Annotated in this window: 16 protein-coding genes; 12 read left to right on the top strand and 4 right to left on the bottom strand. The window is 70.6% G+C overall.

The features are described 5' to 3' along the window. Window positions 1-75 precede the first annotated feature (75 nt). Complete coding sequence (locus tag TN53_RS04605; protein WP_046257042.1) at window positions 76-609, bottom strand: TerD family protein; 534 nt, start codon at window positions 607-609, stop codon at window positions 76-78. A gap of 146 nt (window positions 610-755) precedes the next feature. Here TN53_RS04605 and TN53_RS04610 point away from each other — a divergent pair, with 146 nt between their 5' ends. From TN53_RS04610 to TN53_RS04620, 3 genes are all read left to right on the top strand, one after another. After that, a complete protein-coding gene (locus TN53_RS04610; protein WP_046257043.1) occupies window positions 756-1,361 on the top strand; it encodes a YdbC family protein in 606 nt (201 codons plus the stop codon). A 118-nt stretch (window positions 1,362-1,479) separates the two neighbouring features. Further along, a complete protein-coding gene (locus TN53_RS04615; RefSeq protein ID WP_046257044.1) occupies window positions 1,480-2,139 on the top strand; it encodes a histidine phosphatase family protein in 660 nt (219 codons plus the stop codon). A 12-nt stretch (window positions 2,140-2,151) separates the two neighbouring features. Further along, window positions 2,152-3,057 carry an ADP-ribosylglycohydrolase family protein gene (locus tag TN53_RS04620; RefSeq protein ID WP_046257045.1) on the top strand — a complete coding sequence of 302 codons (906 nt, stop codon included), beginning with the start codon at window positions 2,152-2,154 and terminating at the stop codon, window positions 3,055-3,057. Between the two features lie 344 nt (window positions 3,058-3,401). Here TN53_RS04620 and TN53_RS04625 read toward each other — a convergent pair whose 3' ends face one another. After that, on the bottom strand, window positions 3,402-4,949 hold the full coding sequence (locus tag TN53_RS04625) for an MFS transporter (RefSeq protein WP_046257046.1): 1,548 nt from the start codon (window positions 4,947-4,949) through the stop codon (window positions 3,402-3,404). A gap of 186 nt (window positions 4,950-5,135) precedes the next feature. Between TN53_RS04625 and TN53_RS04630 the strand changes: the two genes are divergently transcribed. From TN53_RS04630 to TN53_RS04640, 3 genes are all read left to right on the top strand, one after another. Then, window positions 5,136-5,759 (top strand): TetR/AcrR family transcriptional regulator, encoded by a 624-nt coding sequence (locus TN53_RS04630; RefSeq protein ID WP_046257047.1) that lies wholly within the window; start codon window positions 5,136-5,138, stop codon window positions 5,757-5,759. A gap of 82 nt (window positions 5,760-5,841) precedes the next feature. Further along, window positions 5,842-6,543, top strand: coding sequence for a ribonuclease HII (locus tag TN53_RS04635; protein WP_046257048.1), 702 nt, complete (start codon window positions 5,842-5,844; stop codon window positions 6,541-6,543). Window positions 6,544-6,610: 67 nt separating this feature from the next. Further along, window positions 6,611-7,249: a hypothetical protein gene (locus TN53_RS04640; protein WP_095046291.1), complete on the top strand. Its 639-nt coding sequence runs from the start codon at window positions 6,611-6,613 to the stop codon at window positions 7,247-7,249. A gap of 414 nt (window positions 7,250-7,663) precedes the next feature. Here the strand turns inward: TN53_RS04640 and TN53_RS04645 are convergent, their stop codons facing one another. Continuing rightward, window positions 7,664-8,299 carry a hypothetical protein gene (locus TN53_RS04645; protein WP_046257050.1) on the bottom strand — a complete coding sequence of 212 codons (636 nt, stop codon included), beginning with the start codon at window positions 8,297-8,299 and terminating at the stop codon, window positions 7,664-7,666. Between the two features lie 313 nt (window positions 8,300-8,612). Next, on the bottom strand, window positions 8,613-10,778 hold the full coding sequence (locus tag TN53_RS04650; protein WP_046257051.1) for a RecQ family ATP-dependent DNA helicase: 2,166 nt from the start codon (window positions 10,776-10,778) through the stop codon (window positions 8,613-8,615). A 174-nt stretch (window positions 10,779-10,952) separates the two neighbouring features. Between TN53_RS04650 and TN53_RS04655 the strand changes: the two genes are divergently transcribed. The 6 genes from TN53_RS04655 to TN53_RS04680 all read left to right on the top strand — a co-directional run bounded on the left by TN53_RS04655 (window position 10,953) and on the right by TN53_RS04680 (window position 21,714). Then, window positions 10,953-12,458 (top strand): DUF4192 domain-containing protein, encoded by a 1,506-nt coding sequence (locus TN53_RS04655; protein ID WP_095046292.1) that lies wholly within the window; start codon window positions 10,953-10,955, stop codon window positions 12,456-12,458. 1,055 nt (window positions 12,459-13,513) lie between these two features. After that, a complete protein-coding gene (locus TN53_RS04660; RefSeq protein ID WP_420719080.1) occupies window positions 13,514-15,430 on the top strand; it encodes a glycogen debranching N-terminal domain-containing protein in 1,917 nt (638 codons plus the stop codon). Between the two features lie 128 nt (window positions 15,431-15,558). Continuing rightward, entirely contained in the window at window positions 15,559-16,317 is a 759-nt protein-coding gene (locus TN53_RS04665; protein ID WP_046257053.1) for an NUDIX hydrolase, read from the top strand. Window positions 16,318-16,490: 173 nt separating this feature from the next. Next, complete coding sequence (locus TN53_RS04670; protein ID WP_046257054.1) at window positions 16,491-18,710, top strand: ABC transporter ATP-binding protein; 2,220 nt, start codon at window positions 16,491-16,493, stop codon at window positions 18,708-18,710. Window positions 18,711-18,872: 162 nt separating this feature from the next. Then, window positions 18,873-19,760, top strand: coding sequence for a FadR/GntR family transcriptional regulator (locus tag TN53_RS04675; protein WP_095046293.1), 888 nt, complete (start codon window positions 18,873-18,875; stop codon window positions 19,758-19,760). A gap of 418 nt (window positions 19,761-20,178) precedes the next feature. Further along, window positions 20,179-21,714: an RNA polymerase sigma factor gene (locus TN53_RS04680; RefSeq protein ID WP_046257133.1), complete on the top strand. Its 1,536-nt coding sequence runs from the start codon at window positions 20,179-20,181 to the stop codon at window positions 21,712-21,714. Window positions 21,715-21,785: the final 71 nt, after the last annotated feature.

Below are 21,785 nucleotides of genomic sequence, written 5' to 3' on the forward strand. Positions count from 1 at the left end.
GTGGCTCGCGAGGGTCGCGGCGGACTGGAGCTCAAGGGGTGGGAACTCAGGAGTCCGGGCACCGGCACCCCTTGATCAGGGCCGGTGCGCCTGCCCCATGACCCGCGTGTACCCCGCCGGGTCGTCCTCGAAGCCATGGATGCCGGGGCGCAGCTCCCACGTTCCGGACCCGTCCCGCACGAACTCCGCCACCGTCGCCGCGGTCGCCCCGAGGACACTGCCGAAGTCGTCTTCGGTGAGCACGGTGTATCCCTCGCGGATCCGCAGCGCCGGGTTGAGCACACCGACGAACGTCCGGTCCGCGGAGCGCTGTTGGATGACGACACCGACGACCACGCGCGCGTACCGGCTGTCGAGCCGGTCGAGCTCCAGGGTCATGACCTCGTCCCAGCCGAAGCCCTTGCCGTCCTTGCTGTCCCGATTGAGGGTGATGGTGCCGTCCGGGGAGCGACTGTCGAAGTGCACCGCATAGGCGGGATCGCCGTACGGATCCGCCTCCAGGTAGGTTGCGGCGACGATGTCCAGATCGGTGGCAGCGCTCCCCACCGGACTCGGATCCCACTTCAGCGAGACCTCGACCTTGCGGATCCCCTTGTTGAGGGCGTTCACCAGGTTTCCCCTTCCCCGTGTCCACGGTCCGAACTGCCAGGCAGCCGGAGCCGGTTGTCCATCCTGCCACGCGCGCGTACCGCTCGCGGGAGAGATCTCTGTCGGAGCGTGACCTGGGCCACGCTGCGTGGCCTTACGATGGCGCGGTGCTGGTCAAGTGGATTCGCTGCACCGTGGTGGACCGCCGCGGCTTCGAGCGCGGGCAGCGGAAATGGGCGGGGCTTCTGGGGGAGCCGGGGTTTCGGGGACAGGGCGGAGGCTGGAGCCGGGGGCGGCCCGGAGTGGCGCACATCTTCTCCTTCTGGGAGAGCCGTTCCTTCTACGACTCCTTCATGGCCCGTTCCCACGACCGGCTTGCGTCCACGCAGTCGGGCACGTTCAAGGACGCGCAGGTCAAGCTCTTCGACTACCGCTTCGACGTGAAGACCGGCTTCGAACCGCGCTTCACGGACACCGACCTGGTACGGGTCGCCCACTGCCGGGTCCACGGGGAGCGAGCCGAGCACTTCTCGCTGATGCAGGAGAAGGTCTGGAATCCCGCCATGGCAGGCTCGCCCGGAATGATCCGCGGCTTGTTCGGTGAGGCGCCGGGCCACGAGTTCCTGGTGCTGTCGATGTGGCAGTCGGCCGCCGAGCACGGCAAGTACCGCACGGAGCGAGTCGAGCGCCTCGCACTGCGCGCCCAGACGGAGGCGGACGTGGCGTCGTTGACGGGCGACATCGTGGAGCTGGAGCCGAGCTGGACGGTTTGAAAACCGGACTGTTAATCGTGCGCCCTGGTGTGGCCCATGGTGCAGGAAATGTGTGACCTACGCCGTATGGAGGCCGTACGGGTGCTCGATCGGCCCTCACTCGATCTAGGGTCTTGGCATGGCACGACCACGGCGCATCGTCCTTGTCCGGCACGGCGAGTCAACGGGCAATGTTGATGACACCGTGTACGAACGCGAGCCAGACCACGCTCTGGCGCTGACCGAGCGGGGCTGGCAACAGGCCGAGGAGACCGGCAAACGGCTGCGCGAGGTGTTCGGCCGCGAGCGGATCAGCGTGTACGTCTCCCCGTACCGCCGCACCCACGAGACGTTCCGCGCCTTCCACCTCGATCCCGAACTCGTACGCGTGCGTGAGGAGCCCCGGCTGCGTGAGCAGGACTGGGGGAACTGGCAGGACGGTGACGACGTACGCCTGCAGAAGGCCTACCGGGACGCCTACGGCCACTTCTTCTACCGCTTCGCCCAGGGAGAGTCCGGGGCCGACGTGTACGACCGGGTCGGCGGCTTCCTGGAGAGCCTGTTCCGCAGCTTCGAGGCCCCCGACCATCCACCGAACGTCCTGCTGGTCACCCACGGCCTCGCGATGCGCCTGTTCTGCATGCGCTGGTTCCACTGGACCGTCGCGGAATTCGAGTCCCTGTCGAATCCGGGGAACGCGGAGATGCGGATGCTCGTTCTCGGGGACGACGGCAAGTACGCGATTGACCGGCCCTTTGAACGTTGGCGTGACCCGGAGCCCTACGGGATCAGCGGATAGAGTGGCAGAGCGATGACCGCTGACTCCTCTTCCGACGGGCGCCTGGACCGCGCCCTGTCCAGCCTGCGCGGACTCGCGGTCGGGGACGCGCTGGGCTCACAGTTCTTCGTGCCGGTGAACTATCCGCTGCTGAAGCGCCGAGAGTTGCCGCCCGAGCCCTGGCAGTGGACGGACGACACCGAGATGGCCTGCTCCGTGGTGGCCGTCCTGGGCGCCCACCACCGGATCGATCAGGACGCGCTGGCCCACTCCTTCGCCCACCACCACGACTTCGACCGTGGCTACGGTCCCGCCGTCAACCGTCTGCTGCGACTGGTCCGGGAGGGCGGCGACTGGCGTGAGCTCGCCGCCGCGCTCTTCAACGGGCAGGGGTCCTGGGGCAACGGCGCCGCGATGCGGATCGCCCCCCTGGGAGCCTGGTACGCGGACGACCCGGAGCAGGCGGTCCACCAGGCTGAGATCTCCGCCTACCCCACGCATCAGCATCGCGAGGCGGTGGTGGGCGCCATGGCCGTCGCCGCGGCGGCCTCGTTGGCTGCGGCCCCCGGAGGACCGCCCAGCCCTGAGGCCCTCCTCGACGGAGTCATCGCGCTCGTCCCGAAGAGCGCCGTCGGAGCGGGCCTGCGACGCGCCCGCGACATGCTCGACTACGGCGACGCGGGGACGGTCGCGGCCGTGCTGGGCTGCGGACGGCGCACGACGGCTCATGACACGGTGCCTTTCGCCCTCTGGTCGGCAGCCCGGTCCCTCGGGGACTACGAGGAGGCGTTCTGGTCGACCGCTCAGGTGGGCGGCGACGTGGACACGACCTGCGCCATCGTGGGCGGGGTGATCGCCGGGGGCAAGGCGGGGACACCGCCTGCCGCATGGGTGGAGCGCACCGAGGCGCTGCCGGAGTGGGTGCCGGCCGCTGTCTGAGGCCTCACTGCATCCACCTGCATTAAACTCTCTGTGCGTGTCGGGAACTCTGCGTGACCGTGTGCTCGTTGTCGTGACATCCGCTGTGTGAGCCATGGGGGCGCGCAGGCAGGTGACACACGAGGGGCGCAGGGGGTGATCATGCGGTTCATGTCGTTCATGCCGGGCTCGCGGTCCTCCAGGCCGCGGTGGCCATCGTGACCGGGGCGTGGGCCGTACGGCGGCGCGCCGCCTGCGTCTCGTCGCGTCCCGTGTGCGGAGTGCGGATGACCGGAGCGTCGTCCTCGCCGTCGGCTCACTGGACGAGGTCCGGCCATCCGCGCCCCTGCGCGGGCCCGGTGGAGTCAGCCGACTCCGGGGCCCGCCGTGCCCGCGAGGGCCTCCAGGTCGCTCTTGCGGACCCGGATGACCAACCAGGCGGTGGCCAGGGCGAGTACGGCCATCGAGGCCGCGGCGACGAACCCTGTCGAGATGCCCTGGGTGAGCACTTCGTGTCCCCAGGGAGCGGGCAACTCGTGGGTCTTGGCGAACTCCGCCTTCTGCTCAGGCGAAGCGTCGGCCATGAACTGAGGCAGTTGCTTCTCGGCCTCGTTCTTGCTGGCCGTGCCGAACACCGTCGTCAGGATGGACAGCCCGAGCGACCCGCCCACCTGCTGCGTGGCGTTGAGCAGTCCGGATGCCGCGCCCGCCTCGTGCTGGGCGACCCCGGAGACGGCGGTGATCGTCAACGTGACGAAGTTCAGGCCCATGCCGAAACCGAAGACCAGCATTGGACCGAGCACCCCGCCGGCGTACGAACTGTCGGAGCTGATGAAGGTCTGCCAGAACAGTCCGACCATCGAGAGCGCCGAACCGACGATCATGAACGGCTTGGGTCCGAGCACCGGCAGGAACCGCTGGGAAAGGCCCGCTCCGAGGGCGATCACGACCGTCACAGGCAGGAACGCGAGACCTGCCTCGATCGGGGTGTACCCCAGCACGTTCTGCACGAAGAGCACGATGTAGAAGAACATGCCGAACATCGCCGCGGCCAGGCTCAGCATGATCACGTACGTGCCCGAGCGATTGCGGTCGGCGAACATCCTCAGCGGTGTGATCGGCTCCTTCGCCCGGGTCTCGATGAAGAGGAAGGCGACGAGCAGCACGATCGCCGCGCCGAACGACCCGATGGCCAGACTGTCCCGCCAGCCCTGGTCCGCGGCGCGGATGAAACCGTAGACGAGGGACGCCATGCCCGCAGTCGAGGTCAGTGCGCCGGCGATGTCGAAGCGGCCGGTGTGCCGTTCGGACTCGCTGATGTACAGCGGCGTGAGGACGGCGATCAGGACACCGATCGGTACATTGACGAAGAGCACCCAGCGCCAGTCGAGCCACTCGGTGAGCATGCCGCCCGCGAGCAGGCCGATCGCGCCGCCGCCCGCGGAGACCGCTGCGAACACTCCGAACGCCCTGTTCCGTTCCGGGCCTTCGGGGAACGTGGTGGTGATGAGGGCCAGCGAGGTGGGCGACGCGATCGCGCCACCGACACCCTGCAGGACGCGCGCGGCCAGCAACTGCCAGGGCTCCTGGGCGAGTCCGCCGAGCAGCGAGGCGAAGGTGAACAGCAGGATGCCGGCCATGAAGACCCGGCGTCGGCCGAGGATGTCACCGGCTCGGCCGCCCAGGAGCAGCAGCCCGCCGAAGGTGAGTGTGTACGCGCTGACGACCCAGGTGAGGTCGGTGGTGCTGAACTTGAGAGCGTCTTGAATGTGCGGGAGGGCGATGTTCACAATCGTCGCGTCGAGGACCACCATGAGTTGGCAGGCTGCGATGACGGCGAGCGCGATGCCGGGGTGTCCTTCCCGGCGGGCCGCACCTGGCTTCTGTTCCTTGATCAACTGAGAGGTTGTCACTATGGGTCCCCCACAAGTGCGTTAGTGAACGCTCGCGTTCACTGTCGCGTCAACCGTAGTGAGTCCTTCATAGTGAACGCAAGCGTTCACTTACGTTCTCGTCATGCGGCGTATCCCCCGTTGTCGCCGCGCACCGTCCCCGTATCCCCGGAATCCCCGCCTCCTCTGCTCGCTGGAGTCACTCAGATGGTTACCTCGCGCTGGACGGCCGCCCCCGTTCAGGCGGCCTCCCTCCGTCGGCGCGGCGCCGTGCTCGAACGCGCGATCCTCGATGCCGCACTGGAACAGCTAAGTACGGTCGGCTGGAAGGGCCTCACGATGGAGGGCGTCGCCGCCGGCGCCCAGACCGGCAAGGCCGCGGTCTACCGGCGCTGGCCGTCCAAGGAGGACCTCGTCGCCGATGCCCTGCAGGCCGCGCTGCCGATCATCGAGACGGCTCCCGATCTTGGCGGCGTGCGCGAGGACCTCCTCGAGCTGTGCCGGCAGGCGCGTGAGGCGATGTACTCGCGCCCCGGCTTCGCGATCCGTGCCGTGATTCACGAATGCGATCCCATCCAGGCGGAGCGTTTTCATGGCGTGATCTTCGACGGGGTCGTCGAGCCGACCATCAGGTTGCTCCGTGAGGTCATCACCCGTGGAATCAAGCGACAAGAGGTCCGCTCCGACGCGGCGAACAGCTATGTCTTCGATGCCATACCGGCGATGATGATGTACCGATCAAAGATGTGCGGAAGCGAATGGAATGATCGGGATCTCGAGGAGATGATCGACCAGCTGATGGTTCCCCTGCTGCGGACGAGTGACGGTTGAACGTGGCTCGGGCCGGGGGTGAAAGGGCTCGGGTAAACCAGGGTGTCGCCGGGAGATCCAGGCGGCGTACGCTAAGGGCGCCATGCCGTACGAACCACCTACACACACTGTTGAGCGCTCCCTCCGTGCCACGACCGGAGCGAAGGTCATTGCCGGTGTCGACGAGGTGGGGCGCGGCGCGTGGGCCGGCCCCGTCACCGTCTGCGCGGCGATCACCGGTCTGCGCCGCCCCCCCGAAGGCCTCACCGACTCCAAGCTGCTCACCGTCAAACGGCGCACCGCGCTCGACGTGGAGCTCCGAAAGTGGGTGACGTCGTACGCCCTCGGGCACGCCTCCCCGGAGGAGATCGACACCCTGGGCATGACGGCCGCTTTGCGACTGGCGGCGGTCCGGGCCCTGGAGGTCCTGCCGGTCCGGCCGGACGCCGTGATCCTCGACGGCAAGCACGACTATCTCGGGGTCCCCTGGAAGGTCCGCATGGTGATCAAGGGTGACCAGTCGTGCGTGGCTGTCGCGGCGGCCTCGGTGATCGCCAAGGTTCAGCGCGACAAAATGATGGCCGAACTGGGTATCGACCATGCAGACTTCGGATTTGCGGACAATGCCGGGTATCCGTCGCCCGTGCACAAGGCCGCGCTGGAGGAGCGGGGACCCACCCCGTACCACCGGATGTCGTGGGCGTATCTTGATGCGCTGCCCCAGTGGCGGCACCTCAAGAAGGCCCGCAGCTGGGCGGACGGGCGCGTTCCGGAGATCGAGGGCCAACTCGGATTCGATTTCTGACCGTTCCGCTCGTACCTATGTGCCACCCGCCGACGCGAGTCGCACCAACGTTTGATAGAAGTCAGCCATGCCTCTCCCTCCCGAGGAGCCTCAGATTCACGAGAGTGCCCAGGGTCCCCGCGCCACTTCGGCCAGTGGCCGTACCGCGCCGACCCCCCGTCCCGTACCCGGCCCCCGGCCCGCGGCGCATCCGCGTCCCGGCCGTCCCGGCCCCCTCCGGCCCTCGCCTCCGGTGCAACGCACGCCGCATGACGTGGCCGCCAAGCCCGGACCGTCGGGTCCGGCTGCCCACACCGCCGCCGCTCCCGCTCCGGCATCCCCGCAGATCCAGCTGATCCCGGCCTCCGCCGAAGGCGCGCTCGACGCAGCCGAGGAAGCCGTGGACCTGCTGCTGGATTCAGGTCGTGCCCCCGGCGAGGTGCTGGTGATCACCACCGGCGAGCAGCACCCGTGGGCCACCCACGAGCTGACCTTCGGCGAAGCCTCCTACTGGGCCCAGCACGACGCTGGCGACGACGTCTTCTACGCCGACGCCTCCGCAGTGGGCCGTGCCACCACACGCCCCGTGGTCGTGGTCGCCGTCAACAGCGGTCCCGACTCCTCTGCCGCGACCGTTCTGCCCCTGGCGCTTGGCCGGGCCGGCGCCCTGCTGATCGTCTGCGGCGACCCGCAGCAGATCAACTCGGTGCTGGGCGCGGGCGTCTGAGCCCGTTCGCGCACGTCCCGGGGACGCGGGGTGACGCAGGCGCCGCTTCGGCGGCACCTGCGCAGCGGGGGTTTTGTCGTGCGCGGACGATCGTGGGGATGGTCCGCGCACGTCTCGTCCGCCCTCGCTCGAGTGCACCCTGAGGCTGTGGGGGAGTTGTGCCGTCGGCCCGCAGCGCAGGATCGGGGTGGGCCCGGCGATCGCTGGGCGCGCCGCCCGATGCTCCTCGCGTCCGCCCGTCGTACGCCGTACCAAGGCGCGTGCCGTTCGAAGCCGTATGCCGTGCGCGGCTGATCGCGAAGCGAACCGGAGCGATCCGTAGGCATGCTCAACCGGACCGCTCCATAGGCTCGGGACCGGAGCGTTCCCCGACCTCTGATCCGCAAGGGTCGGTCGGGGTGCTCCGGTGGTTCTTCAGCGGGCTGCCGCGCGGCGCAGGACTTCCGAGGCGGCACCGCCGGTGCGGGGCAGCGCGGGCGGCGCCTGGGAGAGGGCGAAGGGCTCCGGTATCGAGTCGGAGTTGGGCCGGCGGCCGCCGCGGCCCTCGCCGAGAACCTGCCAGCCGTCACGGGTCAGCGTGATGTACGCGCCACAGCGCAGCCCGTGCAGCGTGCAGGCGTCCCGCAGGCCCCACATCCACGCGCCGTCCTCTTGCGTCCAACGCGCGTCGCCATCCCGGCAGTAGAGCAGCACGGCGGTGCGCACCGGAGTGCGGCGCCGCAGGTCGTGCGGGATGACCCGGCGCAGCTGTGCGAGCAGCGTGTTGCGGAACATCCAGCCGTCGGCAGGGGCCGGGCGTCGGGTGAACGAGGCACTCGCGCACAGCCGCTCGTCCGGATCGAGCACGGCCACGATCGCGGTCGCCGGCTTCGGGCGATGCCGGGAGTGCAGTCCGCTGACGACCTCCCGGGGGTTGCGCAGCAGGGGAATTCCGGCTGCGGCCCACTCCGCGGGTTCGAGCATGCGGGTCAGCGGGTTGTTGGATGCGGCGGACAGGTCGGCAGACGTCGACGTGGATGCCGCGGAGGACGGAGCGAATCCGAAGGTCACGGTCCTCCCTTCGGCTACGCGCCCACACTGCGGGCGGGGTCGGATTCGGGGGAACGCACGCCGCAGCAGAGCCCTACCGGACCACGGGCGAGCCGTGCGGGGAGCGGACCTCAATTCTTCCTGTCGAACTTGGTTGCGGCAACGAGCAATTGGGGCCACCGACCGGAATCTGCCGGTGTGTGGTTTATATCCCTACCCGGCGAAGTGCCGTGTGACGCCCGGGACATCCGCGCACCTCAGAGAGGTGCGGACTCCTGAGGTACCAGGCAGATGGTGTGTGCCGCCGGAGGCCGGGTTCCGCGACGCGGTGTCATCAACCCTGTACGGCCAGCACCAGCGGCAACACCCCCTGCGCACCGGCCCGCCGGAGCATCCGGGCGACCACCGCGAGGGTCCAGCCCGTCTCGGTGAAGTCGTCCACGAGGAGGACGGGACCCCCGGCTTCGGCCAGCGCGGCGGACAGGGCGGCCGGCACAACGAGGGCTCCGTCGAGTGCCTTGAGGCGCTGGGCGCTGTTGCTCCGGGACAGCGGGGGCGCCTCGCCCGCGTACTCCACCGACCCCAGAAGTGGCAGTCGACCGACCTCCGCGATGCGCGCACCGAGGGAGTTGATCAGCTGAGGCCGGGTGCGCGAGGGGATGGTGACGACACCGACGGGCCGTGACTGGGCGTCCGGTGTCCCCGGAGCCCAGCCGCCCGGGCCCCTGGCCCAGTCGGTCAGCACGCCCACGACCGCCTTCGCGATGTCGTCGGGCACCGGACCGTCCGGGGCCTGGGGGGCGAACATCGGTCGTAGCCTGTTTCCCCATCCGATGTCCGACAGGCGGCCCAACGCCCGTCCGGGTGAGGTCTGTTCGCCTGCGGGAATGCGACCCTTCAGCTCGACACCGATCGCCGGCAGCCCGGTCGGCCACATGCGGCGCGGCTCGACCTCGACACCCGCCCGGCCCAGGTCGACGCGTGCGGCGTCCAGTGCGGCCGTCGACGTGTCCGCGGTGAAGCGCGTGCCCGCGCAGTTGTCGCAGCGTCCGCACGGCTTGGCCCCCTCGTCGTCCAGTTGGCGCTGCAGGAACTCCATCCGGCAGCCCGTCGTGGACGCGTACTCGCGCATCGCCTGCTGTTCGGCCTTGCGCTGCCGGGCGACCCATTCGTACCGCCCCGCGTCGTAGGCCCACGGCTCCCCGGTGGCGACCCAGCCGCCCTTGACCCGGTGCACCGCCCCGTCCACGTCCAGGACCTTGAGCATGGTCTCCAGCCGGGAACGGCGCAGCTCCACCAGCGGCTCCAGCGCGGGCAGCGACATCGGTCCGGTCGCGCGGGTGAGGACGTCGAGCGTGCGGCGCACGAGGTCCTCAGAGGGGAAGGCGAGAGAGGCGAAGTACTCCCAGATCGCCTCGTCCTCCTTGCCCGGCAGGAGGAGCACCTCGGCGTGTTCGACGCCGCGTCCGGCGCGGCCCACCTGCTGGTAATAGGCGATGGGGGAGGAGGGCGAGCCCAGGTGGACCACGAAGCCGAGATCGGGCTTGTCGAAGCCCATGCCCAGGGCGGAGGTGGCGACCAGGGCCTTGACCCGGTTGGCCAGCAGGTCGTCCTCGGCCTGCTGACGGTCGGCGTTCTCCGTCTTGCCCGTGTACGAGGTGACGGTGTGGCCCCGTTGCCGGAGGAAGGCGGTGACCTCCTCGGCGGCGGCCACGGTGAGGGTGTAGATGATGCCGGAGCCCGGCAGTTGGTCCAGGTGGTCGGCCAGCCAGGCCATCCGGTGCGCGGCATCCGGTAGCGGCAGGACGGCCAGACTCAGGCTCTCGCGGTCCAGCGGGCCGCGCAGGACCAGGGCGTCCGAGGTGGCCCCGGTGCCGAGCTGCTCGGCCACGTCGGCGGTCACGCGCGCGTTGGCGGTGGCGGTCGTCGCCAGCACGGGGACGCCGGGCGGGAGGTCGGCGAGCATGGTGCGCAGCCGCCGGTAGTCCGGGCGGAAGTCGTGGCCCCAGTCGGAGATGCAGTGGGCCTCGTCCACCACGAGGAGTCCGGTCGCGGCGGCCAGCTTGGGCAACACCTGGTCGCGGAAGTCAGGGTTGTTCAGCCGCTCGGGGCTGACGAGCAGGACGTCGACCTCGCCGGCCGCGATCTCTGCTTGGACCGTGTCCCACTCCTCTGTGTTGGAGGAGTTGATGGTCCGTGCGTGGATGCCGGCGCGGGCCGCGGCGTCGACCTGGTTGCGCATCAGCGCGAGAAGCGGCGAGACGATCACGGTGGGGCCGCTGCCCCGGGAGCGCAGCAGCGACGTCGCCACGAAGTACACCGCGGACTTGCCCCAGCCCGTGCGTTGTACGACGAGGGCCCGCCGTCCGTCGGCCACCAGCGCCTCGATCGCCCGCCACTGGTCCTCCCGCAGCCTGGCCGTGCCCGTGGGGTCCCCGACGAGACGGGCGAGAACCGCGTCGGCGGCCACTCGGAGATCGGCGTTGCTCGTGTGCTCCATGCGTCCATACAACAGGACGCCACTGACAATCCGGGCCCGGACGGCTCGGGGCGGGGGTGCTGGGTGGAGGCGCCTGTGGACGGGGTGTCGCGGTCGAGACCGAATTGACGTGTCCCTGGTCGGGGTTATCCACAGGGCGAAGCGGAACTTCATGATCCGCGAGATTGTCTGCGCATGACGAACCACAGCGAAACGACTGGATCCCCCGAAAACGGCGACGCGGCGGGACAGGAGCCGCGCGCACCCCACGGTGCGCAGGGCGGGCATGCGACGCCCATGGGCCACCTCGACTGCACCACGTACGACGGCCACGGCGCCGAGCATCAGGTGACGCTGCGCACCCCGGCCGAACTGGCCGACGCCCTGCCGTATCTGCTCGGATACCGCCCCGAGGACAGCATCGTCCTGGTCGCCCTCCATGACAGGGGCGGACGGGGCCGCTTCGGGGGCCGGGCCCGGCTCGGCATCCCCGGCAGCGCCGACGACTGGCCCGCCGTGGCGCGACAGCTGGCCCACGGGCTGGTCACCGGCAGTGAACGCAGGGGAGCCCGGCCCGAGCAGATGGTCGCCTACCTCTGTCAGGAGCCCGGGAAGGGCGAGTCCGGCAGGCAGGTGATGGAGCGCCTGAGGGGCCTCGCCCAGAAGCTGCGCGTCGAGTGCGGCCTCCTCGACGTACCGGTGATCGAGGCGCTGTGCATTTCGGACGGCCGCTTCTGGTCCTACTGCTGCGGAAGCGAGGAATGCTGCCCGCCCGAGGGGGAGGCGATGGGCCTGCCCGGTACGTCCGTCCTGGCGGCAGCCGCCACCTACGCCGGGCTCCAGGTGCGCGGCACCCTCAGGGAGTTGCGGGGCAGGCTGCTGCCCTGGGAAAATGCTTCCGCCCTGGCTCAGGAGATCGCCCTGGACACGGGCAGTATGGCGATCGTCCCGAGGATCCTCGACGGCGCGAGCCGTACGGGCGTGGCAGAGGAGACGCTGCAGCTGGCGAGGCAGCTCATGCAGCGTTACGCGCTGGCTCCGGCCGTGTCCGGCACGCTCACGGAGGATCTCCGCGACGATCAATTGCTCGACCACGACGAGGCCGCCACGCTCATTCTCGGTCTGCAGGACCGCACCACTCGCGACCGCGCGGCCGAGTGGATGGAGGGCGACGAGGCCGTCCTCGCACTCCGGCTGTGGCGGGCACTGGCCCGGCGCTGTGTCGGCCCGTACGGCGAACACGCCGCCGCACCGCTCACCCTTGCCGGGTGGGTCGCCTGGTCCACCGGCGACGACCTGGAGGCCAGGGAGGCCTTGGCCATGGCGCTCGGCGCGGACCCCGACTACCTCTTCGCGCGGTTGCTGCACCAGGCCTGCAACGAGGGCCTGGACCCGGAGTCGATCCGCCGCTGTCTGCGCGCGGAACGGGGGGACAGGGAACAGCCGGACTCCGGAAGTCCGGAGGGCCTGGACGCGGACGACGTGGACGGACCTGCATCCTGCGCCCCACCGGCTACCGGACGCCGACGCAGGACGCGATCCGGTGACGCCGCGGACGCCGGCGGGCAGGGACCCGGAGTGAACGGTTCCCGTCCTCGTGCGTCGGCGGCGGGAGGCGCGAGGCCGCTGGCCGCGCGGGTGAACCGCACGCGGAAGAGGGCGGTGCGGAGTCGGGGCGGTGACACCGACGGGGACGTGTGAGCGGGTGCAACTGGTGGGCAGGTCTATGCCGGTGCCCAAGGTTCTCGGGATGTCCGGACCTGAGCCCTCGGTACGTCCGCACGCCCGCCCACGTTGCTGGCCAGGGGCCTTGGCGGACCCGGACACCGCCCTTCAGCACGTCAGCCCACATCGGCGTCCAAGGGCCGTGGCCGACCGGACCCCCGACTTCTGGATGCGGCCGACCTGACACCCGCCGCCAATCGGTCGGCTCGGCCCGTCACAGGCGTGACCCCGAGGAGGCCTGCTCCGTTCACCTGAGTGGCGGAACGCCTGGACGGGCCTTGCCGGTGTGCCGCTCAGGCCGTTCAGGAACCTCCATGCCGACGCCGACCACGCCCGAGGCGCACAGAGCGCAGAAGAAGCCGCCCATGTATCAGCCGACTCCGCCCTCCACCGTCGACGACAACCGCTCCGCCGCGGGCGGGCCAGGGCCGCAGACCGGCCTGCCACCGCACGTGGACGCCGCCGACCGGCACGAACGGGAAGGTCCGAGTGGCCCCTCTGCCTCCTCCGGCCAGGACCGATACGCGTCCACGTCGTCCGAGGGGGTGCCTTCCGCCTGGCCGACGGGACGGGTCGCACGTCCTCGTCCGATGACGGCTCCGAGCCAACTCCACTCATCGGAGGCGCACCCGGACGGCCACCCGGGTTCTGCGATGCCTCCGGCCTCGGTGCTCTCCTGGGAGGCGAACCCTGACGGCCGCCCTGGTCCTGCGATGCCCTCGGCCACACGCCCCTCGTGGGAGGCCGACCCGGCCGATCGCCCCAGCCAGGCGAGGGAGCCGGGCCCGCCCGCCTTGAGGGAGGAGAACCCGTCCTTTCTGTCAGGCTCGTCCCCCGCCCGATCGGCAGGTCGGCCGCACCACTCAGGTCCGTCGGCCGGCGAAAGGCCCACCTCTCCGCCTCCCACGGGTCACCGCTCGGCACCACTCCAGCCCACCGGCCAGTCAGGTGGCCCGCCCGCTTCACCTGGTCGTGGCAGCCCCCTTCCACCCCGCCGCCCCGTCGACCTGCCGGCCACCCACACCGCCCTCATCTGCGTCGCTCTCCCGGGCCTCGCGATCTCCACGGAACAGGGGCAGTTGACCGGGCGGGGGCTGGAGGGGTTCTACCGAGCCGGTCGACGCGTGCTGTCCCGTTGCCAGGTCCGAGTGGCCGGACGCGAACCCGTCGCGGTCCAGTCGCGCATGACCACGGCCGACAGCGCCCGTTTCCTGGGAACCGTTCGGACCTCCGCGCACACGGGCCCGGACCCGGACGTCGTCGTCGAGCGCGTCCGTCACGCGGACGGCACGGAGCGGATCACTCTGTACAGCGCGGCCCTGCGCCCGCTGCGCCTACCGGTCGAGGTGGCTCTCGGAACGGACCTGGCCGACCTGGGGGCGATCGCGAGCGGCACCCCCGGACCCGAACTGCCCGCGAGCGTCCACGACTCCGGCCTGCGCTGGTCCTCTCCCGCCGGCAACTCGTCGATCACGGCGAACCCGCAGCCCACCGACGCGCTGGCCTCGGCCGGGTTACTGCGCTGGGAGTTCGTCCTGCCCCCGGGAGGCAGTACGAGCGTGGAACTGCGGGTCCGACCGGACAGTGCGGGGCCGGTGCGGGCCGTGGGCCGGGCGGTGACGAGTCCCCTCGCTCCCGCACGGGCGGCGGGCGACGATCCCCGAGTCCGGGAACTGCTCCGGACGAGCATCGAGGACCTCCAGGCGCTGCTCCTGCGGGACCCCGCACATCCCACCGACACATACCTGGCCGCCGGAGCCCCCTGGCGCTGCGGCCTGGCCCCGGCCGAGGCGCTTGCCGCGGCCCGAATGCTCCTGCCACTCGGTACCCGGCTCGCCGCGGGCACCCTGCGCACCCTTGCCCGCACCCAACTCCGGGGCCCGGGAGAGCAGTCCGGCATGATTCCCGGGCCCAGACGCGACGCGGGCACTCACCTCCCGCCGAGCTGTACCGGTACGGAAGCCACGCTGCTCTTCCCGGTGCTCCTCGCGGAGGCCCGCCGCTGGGGACTTCCCGATCCCGACACGGAAGAACTGCTGCCCACGGCCGAACGCTGTCTGACCTGGCTGCGGACCACCGTGGGCGACGCCCCCTACCTGAGCGACCCCCAGCCCGCCGGCCCGGTCCGTTGCGAGACACAGGCTCATGCCCATCGCGCCGCGCTGCTCGGCGCCGATCTGTTGGACGCCTGCGGCAGACCGGGCGGTGCCGGGCTGCGGCAATGGGCCCAGGAACAGCGGACCGCCTTCCGGGAGGAGTTCTGGATCGACGACCTGGGCGGTGGCCGGCCCGCGGCCGCCCGCGCTCCGGACGGCCGACTCGTGCCACACCTGGGCGCGGCAGCCGTCCACCTCCTCGACACGGGTCTGCTGGGCGGGGGTGAGCGGGCGTCCGGGCTGCTCGACAAGGTGCAGACCGAACAGCTGGCCCGGCTGCTCGGCGGCCCCGCCATGGACTCGGGCTGGGGATTACGCGGTCTGGGTGCAAAAGAGACGGGGTACAACCCGTTCGGCCACCGCGGGGGAGCCGTGCGCACCCACGAGACGGCCGTAGCCTGCGCCGGTCTGGCCGCCGCCGGCTACGAGAAGGAGGCGGCCTCTCTGCTGCGGGGCACACTGGCGGCGGCCGAGGCCTTCGGCCACCGGCTGCCCGACATGTACGCGGGGGAGCAGCGAACCGACGGGAGCGCCCCCGTCCCGCATCCGGCGGCGTGCCGGCCCGCGGCCACGGCGGCGGCAGCGGGCGTGCTGCTGCTGACCACACTCGCGGGCATCCGGCCCGACGCCCCTGCCGGGACCGTCACCCTGCGCCCGGTGCGCAGTGCACCGCTGGGCGAGATCGTCCTGACCGGACTGCGGATCGCGGGTGCCCCGTTCTCCGTACGGGTCGGCCGCCTGGGCCTCGCCATGGTCGAGGAGGCTGCCGACGGGCTGCAACTAGGCGTGTGACCTCGTACGACGTGCCGCCGCGCGGCGGCAGGGAGGACGGTGGCACCCGCTCGAGCCGCAGTGGATCAGACATCGATGCGGCCAACGAAGGGAGTGTTTATCGTCAGGCAGACGACTATGATCGCCGCATGCCCTACGACCCGTCAGCCTTTCCGCCCTTCGCCGTCACCGTGGACCTGGTCGTGCTGACCGTGCGCCGCCATGCCCTGTGCGCGCTGGCGGTGCGCAGGGGCGAGCCGCCATTCCAGGGACGTTGGGCGCTCCCCGGCGGTTTCGTACGGGCCGACGAGGACCTGTCGCAGGCCGCGGCCCGCGAGCTGGCCGAGGAGACCGGGCTGCGCGCCCACGAGCCGGCCGTCCCCGTGCAGGACAACGGCGCCCACCTGGAGCAGCTCGCGACGTACGGCGACCCCAAGCGGGACCCCCGGATGCGGGTGGTCAGCGTCGCCCACCTCGCGCTCGCCCCCGACCTGCCCGCGCCCCGCGCGGGCGGCGACGCCAGCAACGCCCGCTGGGCGCCGGTCGAGGAGTTGCTGCAGCAGGGCGGTTACGGGCGCGACGGCGAACCGGTCGCGCCGCTCGCCTTCGATCATGCCCAGATCCTGGCCGACGGCGTGGAGCGCGCCCGTTCCAAGATCGAGTACTCGTCGCTGGCGACGGCGTTCTGTCCCACCGAGTTCACCGTCGGCGAGCTGCGCCGTGTTTACGAAGCGGTGTGGGGAGTGGCGCTGGACCCGCGCAACTTCCACCGCAAGGTGACGGGTACACCGGGCTTCCTCGTCCCCACCGGCGGCACCACCACCCGTCAGGGCGGACGCCCTGCCCAACTCTTCCGGGCCGGCGGCGCCACGCTGCTCAACCCGCCGATGCTGCGCCCCGAAGTGTGACGACCGCTCAATCTCCTTGCCGACGCCGCGAGACGTGACGCCACCGCCGCGGCCCAGACCGACCGGCCTCGCCGGCAGCCGCCGAACACGGGTCCGGCCGGGCCGGATTTCCGCTTGCGGAGCGAGCCTTGCGATGCCCGCAAAACTGGACATAGCGCGCTATCTTGCTACGGGTGATCCAGGCCTTCGGACTGACCAGCAACCCCCGCAAGGAGCTTCCGCCCGCCGTCGACGACGTCTCCTTCGAGGCACGCGCGGGCCGCGTCACCGCGCTGCTCGGCGCTCCGGGGTCGGGCAAGACGACAGCACTCAGACTCATGCTCGAACTCCAACAAGGCCGCGGGATCACCTACTTCAGAGGACGCCCCCTGCGCCGGATCGCCCACCCGTCACGCGAGGTCGGCGTGGTCCTCGGCGATGTGCCGGGGCACCCCGCCCGCACGGTTCGAGGCCATCTGCGCATGCTGTGCGCCGCCGCGGGCGTCCCGGTGCGCCGCGCCGACGAAGTGCTCGAGGTCGTCGGTCTCGTCAGCCTGCGCGAGGAACGCCTCGGCACTCTCTCGCGCGGAATGGACCGTCGCCTCGGTCTGGCCTGCGCCCTGCTGTCCGACCCGCACACACTCGTCCTCGACGATCCCGCCGACGGGCTCTCCGTCCGTGAGGGCCGCTGGCTGTACGGCACGCTGCGCGCCCACGCGTCCCAGGGCGGCACGGTCCTGATCACCGCGACCGACCCCAAGGAGGCCGCCCGCACCGCCGACCGGATCGTCACGCTCGAGGAAGGCCGCCTCGTCGCCGATCAGGAGTCCGCCGATTTCTCCCGCACCCGACTGCGCCCACGCGTCGCCGTCAGGACCCCGCACGCCGCCCGCCTCGCGACCCTGCTCACCAAGGAGGCCCGCACGGCACAACGCTCCGTCGAGGTCGTACGGGAGGGCGGCAGCCGCCTCTCCGTGTACGGCAGTACCTGCGCCGACGTCGGCGAGACAGCGTTCCGCCACGGCATCCTCGTACACCAACTCGCCGACGAGGTGGGCGACATGGGTCCCGGAGCTGGAGTGGCCCCGCCGGACGCACCGCAGGCGGCCCAGGGCGGGCACCGGCTCGAAGCGATCCGGGAGCCCGACACCGCCGCACACGGTCCGGCCTCAGTCACTGCACCCGGAACAGCGGAAGCCCAGCCGAAACCGTCTGCCGACGAGCCGCGATCCGGCGCGGCAGCATTCAGTCCCGAAGTCCAGGCCGGGGCCGACCGGTCGCCGTCGACCGTCGTTCGCGAGGGTCACCTCGATCCGTGTGGAGCACGGGAGGCGCCGCCGTCGTTCGCACAGGACGGTCAGGCCGGCCAGGGGGGAGCCGATGAGGCGCCGTTCGTCGCCGCGGCCGAGCACTCGGGAGCCCACGGAACTGACGGTGCGGGGGCAGCCGATGTCAGCGACCGGCCGGCGACGTCCGCGCATGCCTCAGGCGACGACGTGACCGCTCGGCAATCCTCCGCCTGTGCCGCACCCCACCCGGCCAAGGGCGTCTCACCTCAGCGCCCCACGCGACCTGGAGCCGCTGCCGGAGTCACCACCCTCAACGCCCTCTCCGAACTCCCGCCCCCCATCTCCGTCCGCCCCGCTCCCAGCCCGTTGCGCCCGCTGCGGTACGAGTTGCGCCGTGCCGCCGGTGTCGGGACCGGGTTCCTCGCCGGGGCCGCCGTGCTCGTCGTCTCCGCTCTGACCGCCGTACTCCTCGCCCGTGTCGGCCATACCCCGCACCACCGCCTGCTGGCCGCGTGGCCGCAGGAGCTGCCGTTGCCGCCCGCGGCGCTGGGCGCGGGGCTGCTCGGGGCGTTCGCCTTCGGCGACGAGTTCCGCCACCCCGCCCTGGCGGCGGACCGCGGCACCGTGCCCCGTCGACTGGGGCTGCTCGCTGCCAAACTCGTCGTCTCCGCGGCCACCGCGCTGCTGCTGGCCTTTCTCACGCTGGGCTGCGACGCCGAAGTGCTCTATCTCCTCTACGGACGAGAGCTCGCGCAGGTTCCCGCCGATTGGCTGCCGCTGAGCGCGAGTTGGTTCGGGCTCGTGGTCGGGTGCGCCTGGGCCGGTGTGCTGGCCGCCGGGATTTTCCGGTCCACCACGGCCGGGCTGGCGGCGGTGGTCGCGGTCCCCGTCCTGGTCGTACCTCTCGTACAAAAGGCCTTGGAAGGACCGGCTGTGCGGACGGCGGCCGGGTTTCCAGTGCGGCTGCGCGAAGGGCTCCTGCTGCAGTGGCCCTTCGGTGGAGAGCGCTATCTTTCCGCTGCGGCGCGCATGATCGCCCAACCCGTGGGTGGTGCGCTCACGTTGTCGTTGATGGCTCTGCTCTGCGCATATGTGCTCACGACCCTGCGAAGCAGGGTCCGATGACGACCGTCCGTGCCCGTCCGGTCCTGCTCTGCGCACAACTCCCCGTGGAAAGCCCATTTCTTTCCGATAAGGCGTCAATTGCGACGGGGTGAGCGATCACCCTTTCGTGTGCTTTTCACCAAAGACCTCAAGGCAGTTGAGGACGGCGCCGACAAAGGATCCGTGAGTACCCTTGCGCACACCATGATGACCGCCGCCCGCTCCGCAGACTCCGGCCTCGCCGGCCCGGGCGAACTCGACCGCTACCCCTATACCGAGGCGCCTGCCGCCGACCGTCTCGGGGTGTCCGCCTGGGACGCCGCGGACCCCGAGCTGGGCCGGGTGGGCCGACGCGCCGCGGGCAGCCGTGGACGCGGACTGCACGGCCAACTCGTCCAGCAGCTGGGCCAGATGATCGTCTCGGGCGACCTGGGTGCCGACCGCCCGCTGGTGCCCGAGGAGATCGGCCAGCGTTTCGAGGTCTCCCGCACCGTCGTCCGTGAGTCCCTCCGCGTCCTGGAGGCCAAGGGCCTGGTCAGTGCCCGTCCGAACGTCGGCACGCGCGTGCGCCCCGTCAGCGACTGGAACCTGCTAGACCCGGACATCATCGAGTGGCGGGCCTTCGGGCCCCAGCGCGACGACCAGCGCCGCGAGCTGAGCGAGCTGCGCTGGACGATCGAACCGCTCGCCGCGCGTCTCGCCGCCGGGCATGGACGTGACGACGTCCAGCAGCGGCTCTCCGACATGGTCGAGATCATGGGGCACGCCATGGGCCAGGGTGACGGGCTCACCTTCTCCCGTGCGGACGCCGAGTTCCACTCCCTGCTCATCCAGGTCGCGGGCAACCGCATGCTGGAGCACCTTTCGGGAATCGTCTCGTCGGCCCTTCAGGTCTCCGGCGGCCCGGTCACGGGATGTGAGCGGCCGAACGAGGCGTCGCTGGTGCAGCACGGCAGGATCGTCGACGCCCTCGCCACCGGCGACGGGACGGCGGCCGAGGCGGCCGTACGGCAGCTGCTCACCATTCATCCTGAGGTCGAGCGCGTGGTGCCGGCGCCGCGCGAGCACTGACCACACACCGCGGGCGGTACGGCCGGAGGGTGTCTCCCCCTCCTGGGCATCGTTCGGCCGGTGAACCGTCCCCCCGTCGGACCCCGCAGGATCCTTCGGAATCCTGCGGGGTCCGACGGTGTGACAGGGCAGTTTCTTCCGTGAAGCGCCCACTGGTGACCTCGTCTGTCCGTGTCTGACCGTTTTTGAACGCTTACGGGGTGTGACTCGGGCCACGCAGATTGGGCGTAACGCTTGTGGAAACAACGCGATGACCTAAGAGGTGACAGCCGCGGAGGGAATACGGACGCCGTAAAAGGCGCTGTGCATCTTCCCGGCCCCCGCCCGCACCGTCGGCCCATCCACACGGCCGGTGGTCGGTTCCTGTCCATCCTGGACGGGGCCGGAAGCCGTTTTCCAACGTTCCGAGAGGTTGTTCGTGTCGGCCAGCACATCCCGTACGCTCCCGCCGGAGATCGCCGAGTCCGTCTCTGTCATGGCTCTCATTGAGCGGGGAAAGGCTGAGGGGCAGATCGCCGGCGATGACGTGCGTCGGGCCTTCGAAGCTGACCAGATTCCGGCCACTCAGTGGAAGAACGTACTGCGCAGCCTCAACCAGATCCTCGAGGAAGAGGGTGTGACGCTGATGGTCAGTGCCGCGGAGCCCAAGCGCACCCGAAAGAGCGTCGCAGCGAAGAGTCCGGCCAAGCGCACCGCCACCAAGACGGTCGCCGCGAAGACGGTGACCACGAAGAAGGCCACCGCCACCGCCACCCCGGCGGCGCCCGCCGCCGAGGCCTCCGTCGAGGACGAGGCGCCCGTGAAGAAGGCCGCCGCCAAGAAGACGACGACCGCCAAGAAGGCGGCCGCGAAGAAGACCGTCGCCAAGAAGACGGCGGCGAAGAAGACGACCGCCGGCAAGGACGACGCCGAGGCCACCGAGGACGAGGCCCTCGAGGAGGTCAAGCCCGGCGAAGAGGAAGAGGAGGGCGGCGAGACCAAGGGTTTCGTCCTCTCCGACGACGACGAGGACGACGCGCCTGCCCAGCAGGTCGCCGTGGCCGGTGCCACCGCCGACCCCGTCAAGGACTACCTCAAGCAGATCGGCAAGGTCCCGCTGCTCAACGCCGAGCAGGAGGTCGAGCTCGCCAAGCGCATCGAGGCCGGTCTGTTCGCCGAGGACAAGCTGTCCAACGCCGACAAGCTGGCTCCGAAGCTCAAGCGTGAGCTGGAGATCATCGCCGAGGACGGCCGTCGCGCCAAGAACCACCTCCTGGAGGCCAACCTCCGTCTGGTGGTCTCCCTGGCCAAGCGCTACACCGGTCGCGGCATGCTCTTCCTGGACCTGATCCAGGAGGGCAACCTCGGTCTGATCCGCGCGGTCGAGAAGTTCGATTACACCAAGGGCTACAAGTTCTCCACGTACGCCACCTGGTGGATCCGTCAGGCGATCACCCGCGCCATGGCCGACCAGGCCCGCACCATCCGTATCCCGGTGCACATGGTCGAGGTCATCAACAAGCTCGCGCGCGTGCAGCGCCAGATGCTCCAGGACCTGGGCCGCGAGCCCACCCCGGAGGAGCTGGCCAAGGAACTCGACATGACCCCCGAGAAGGTCATCGAGGTTCAGAAGTACGGCCGCGAGCCCATCTCGCTGCACACCCCGCTCGGCGAGGACGGCGACAGCGAGTTCGGTGACCTCATCGAGGACTCCGAGGCCGTCGTCCCGGCCGACGCGGTCAGCTTCACGCTGCTGCAGGAGCAACTGCACTCCGTGCTGGACACCCTGTCCGAGCGCGAGGCCGGCGTGGTCTCGATGCGCTTCGGTCTCACCGACGGTCAGCCGAAGACCCTCGACGAGATCGGCAAGGTGTACGGCGTGACGCGCGAGCGTATCCGCCAGATCGAGTCCAAGACCATGTCGAAGCTGCGCCACCCGTCGCGTTCGCAGGTGCTGCGCGACTACCTCGACTAGGTCGCGGTCGTACGACGTCGAAGGCCCGGTTCTCCTGGTGGGAGCCGGGCCTTCGCGCTGAGCGGGTGCGC

The sequence above is a fragment of the Streptomyces sp. WM6386 genome (assembly GCF_000972385.1).
Classification (GTDB): Bacteria; Actinomycetota; Actinomycetes; order Streptomycetales; family Streptomycetaceae; genus Streptomyces.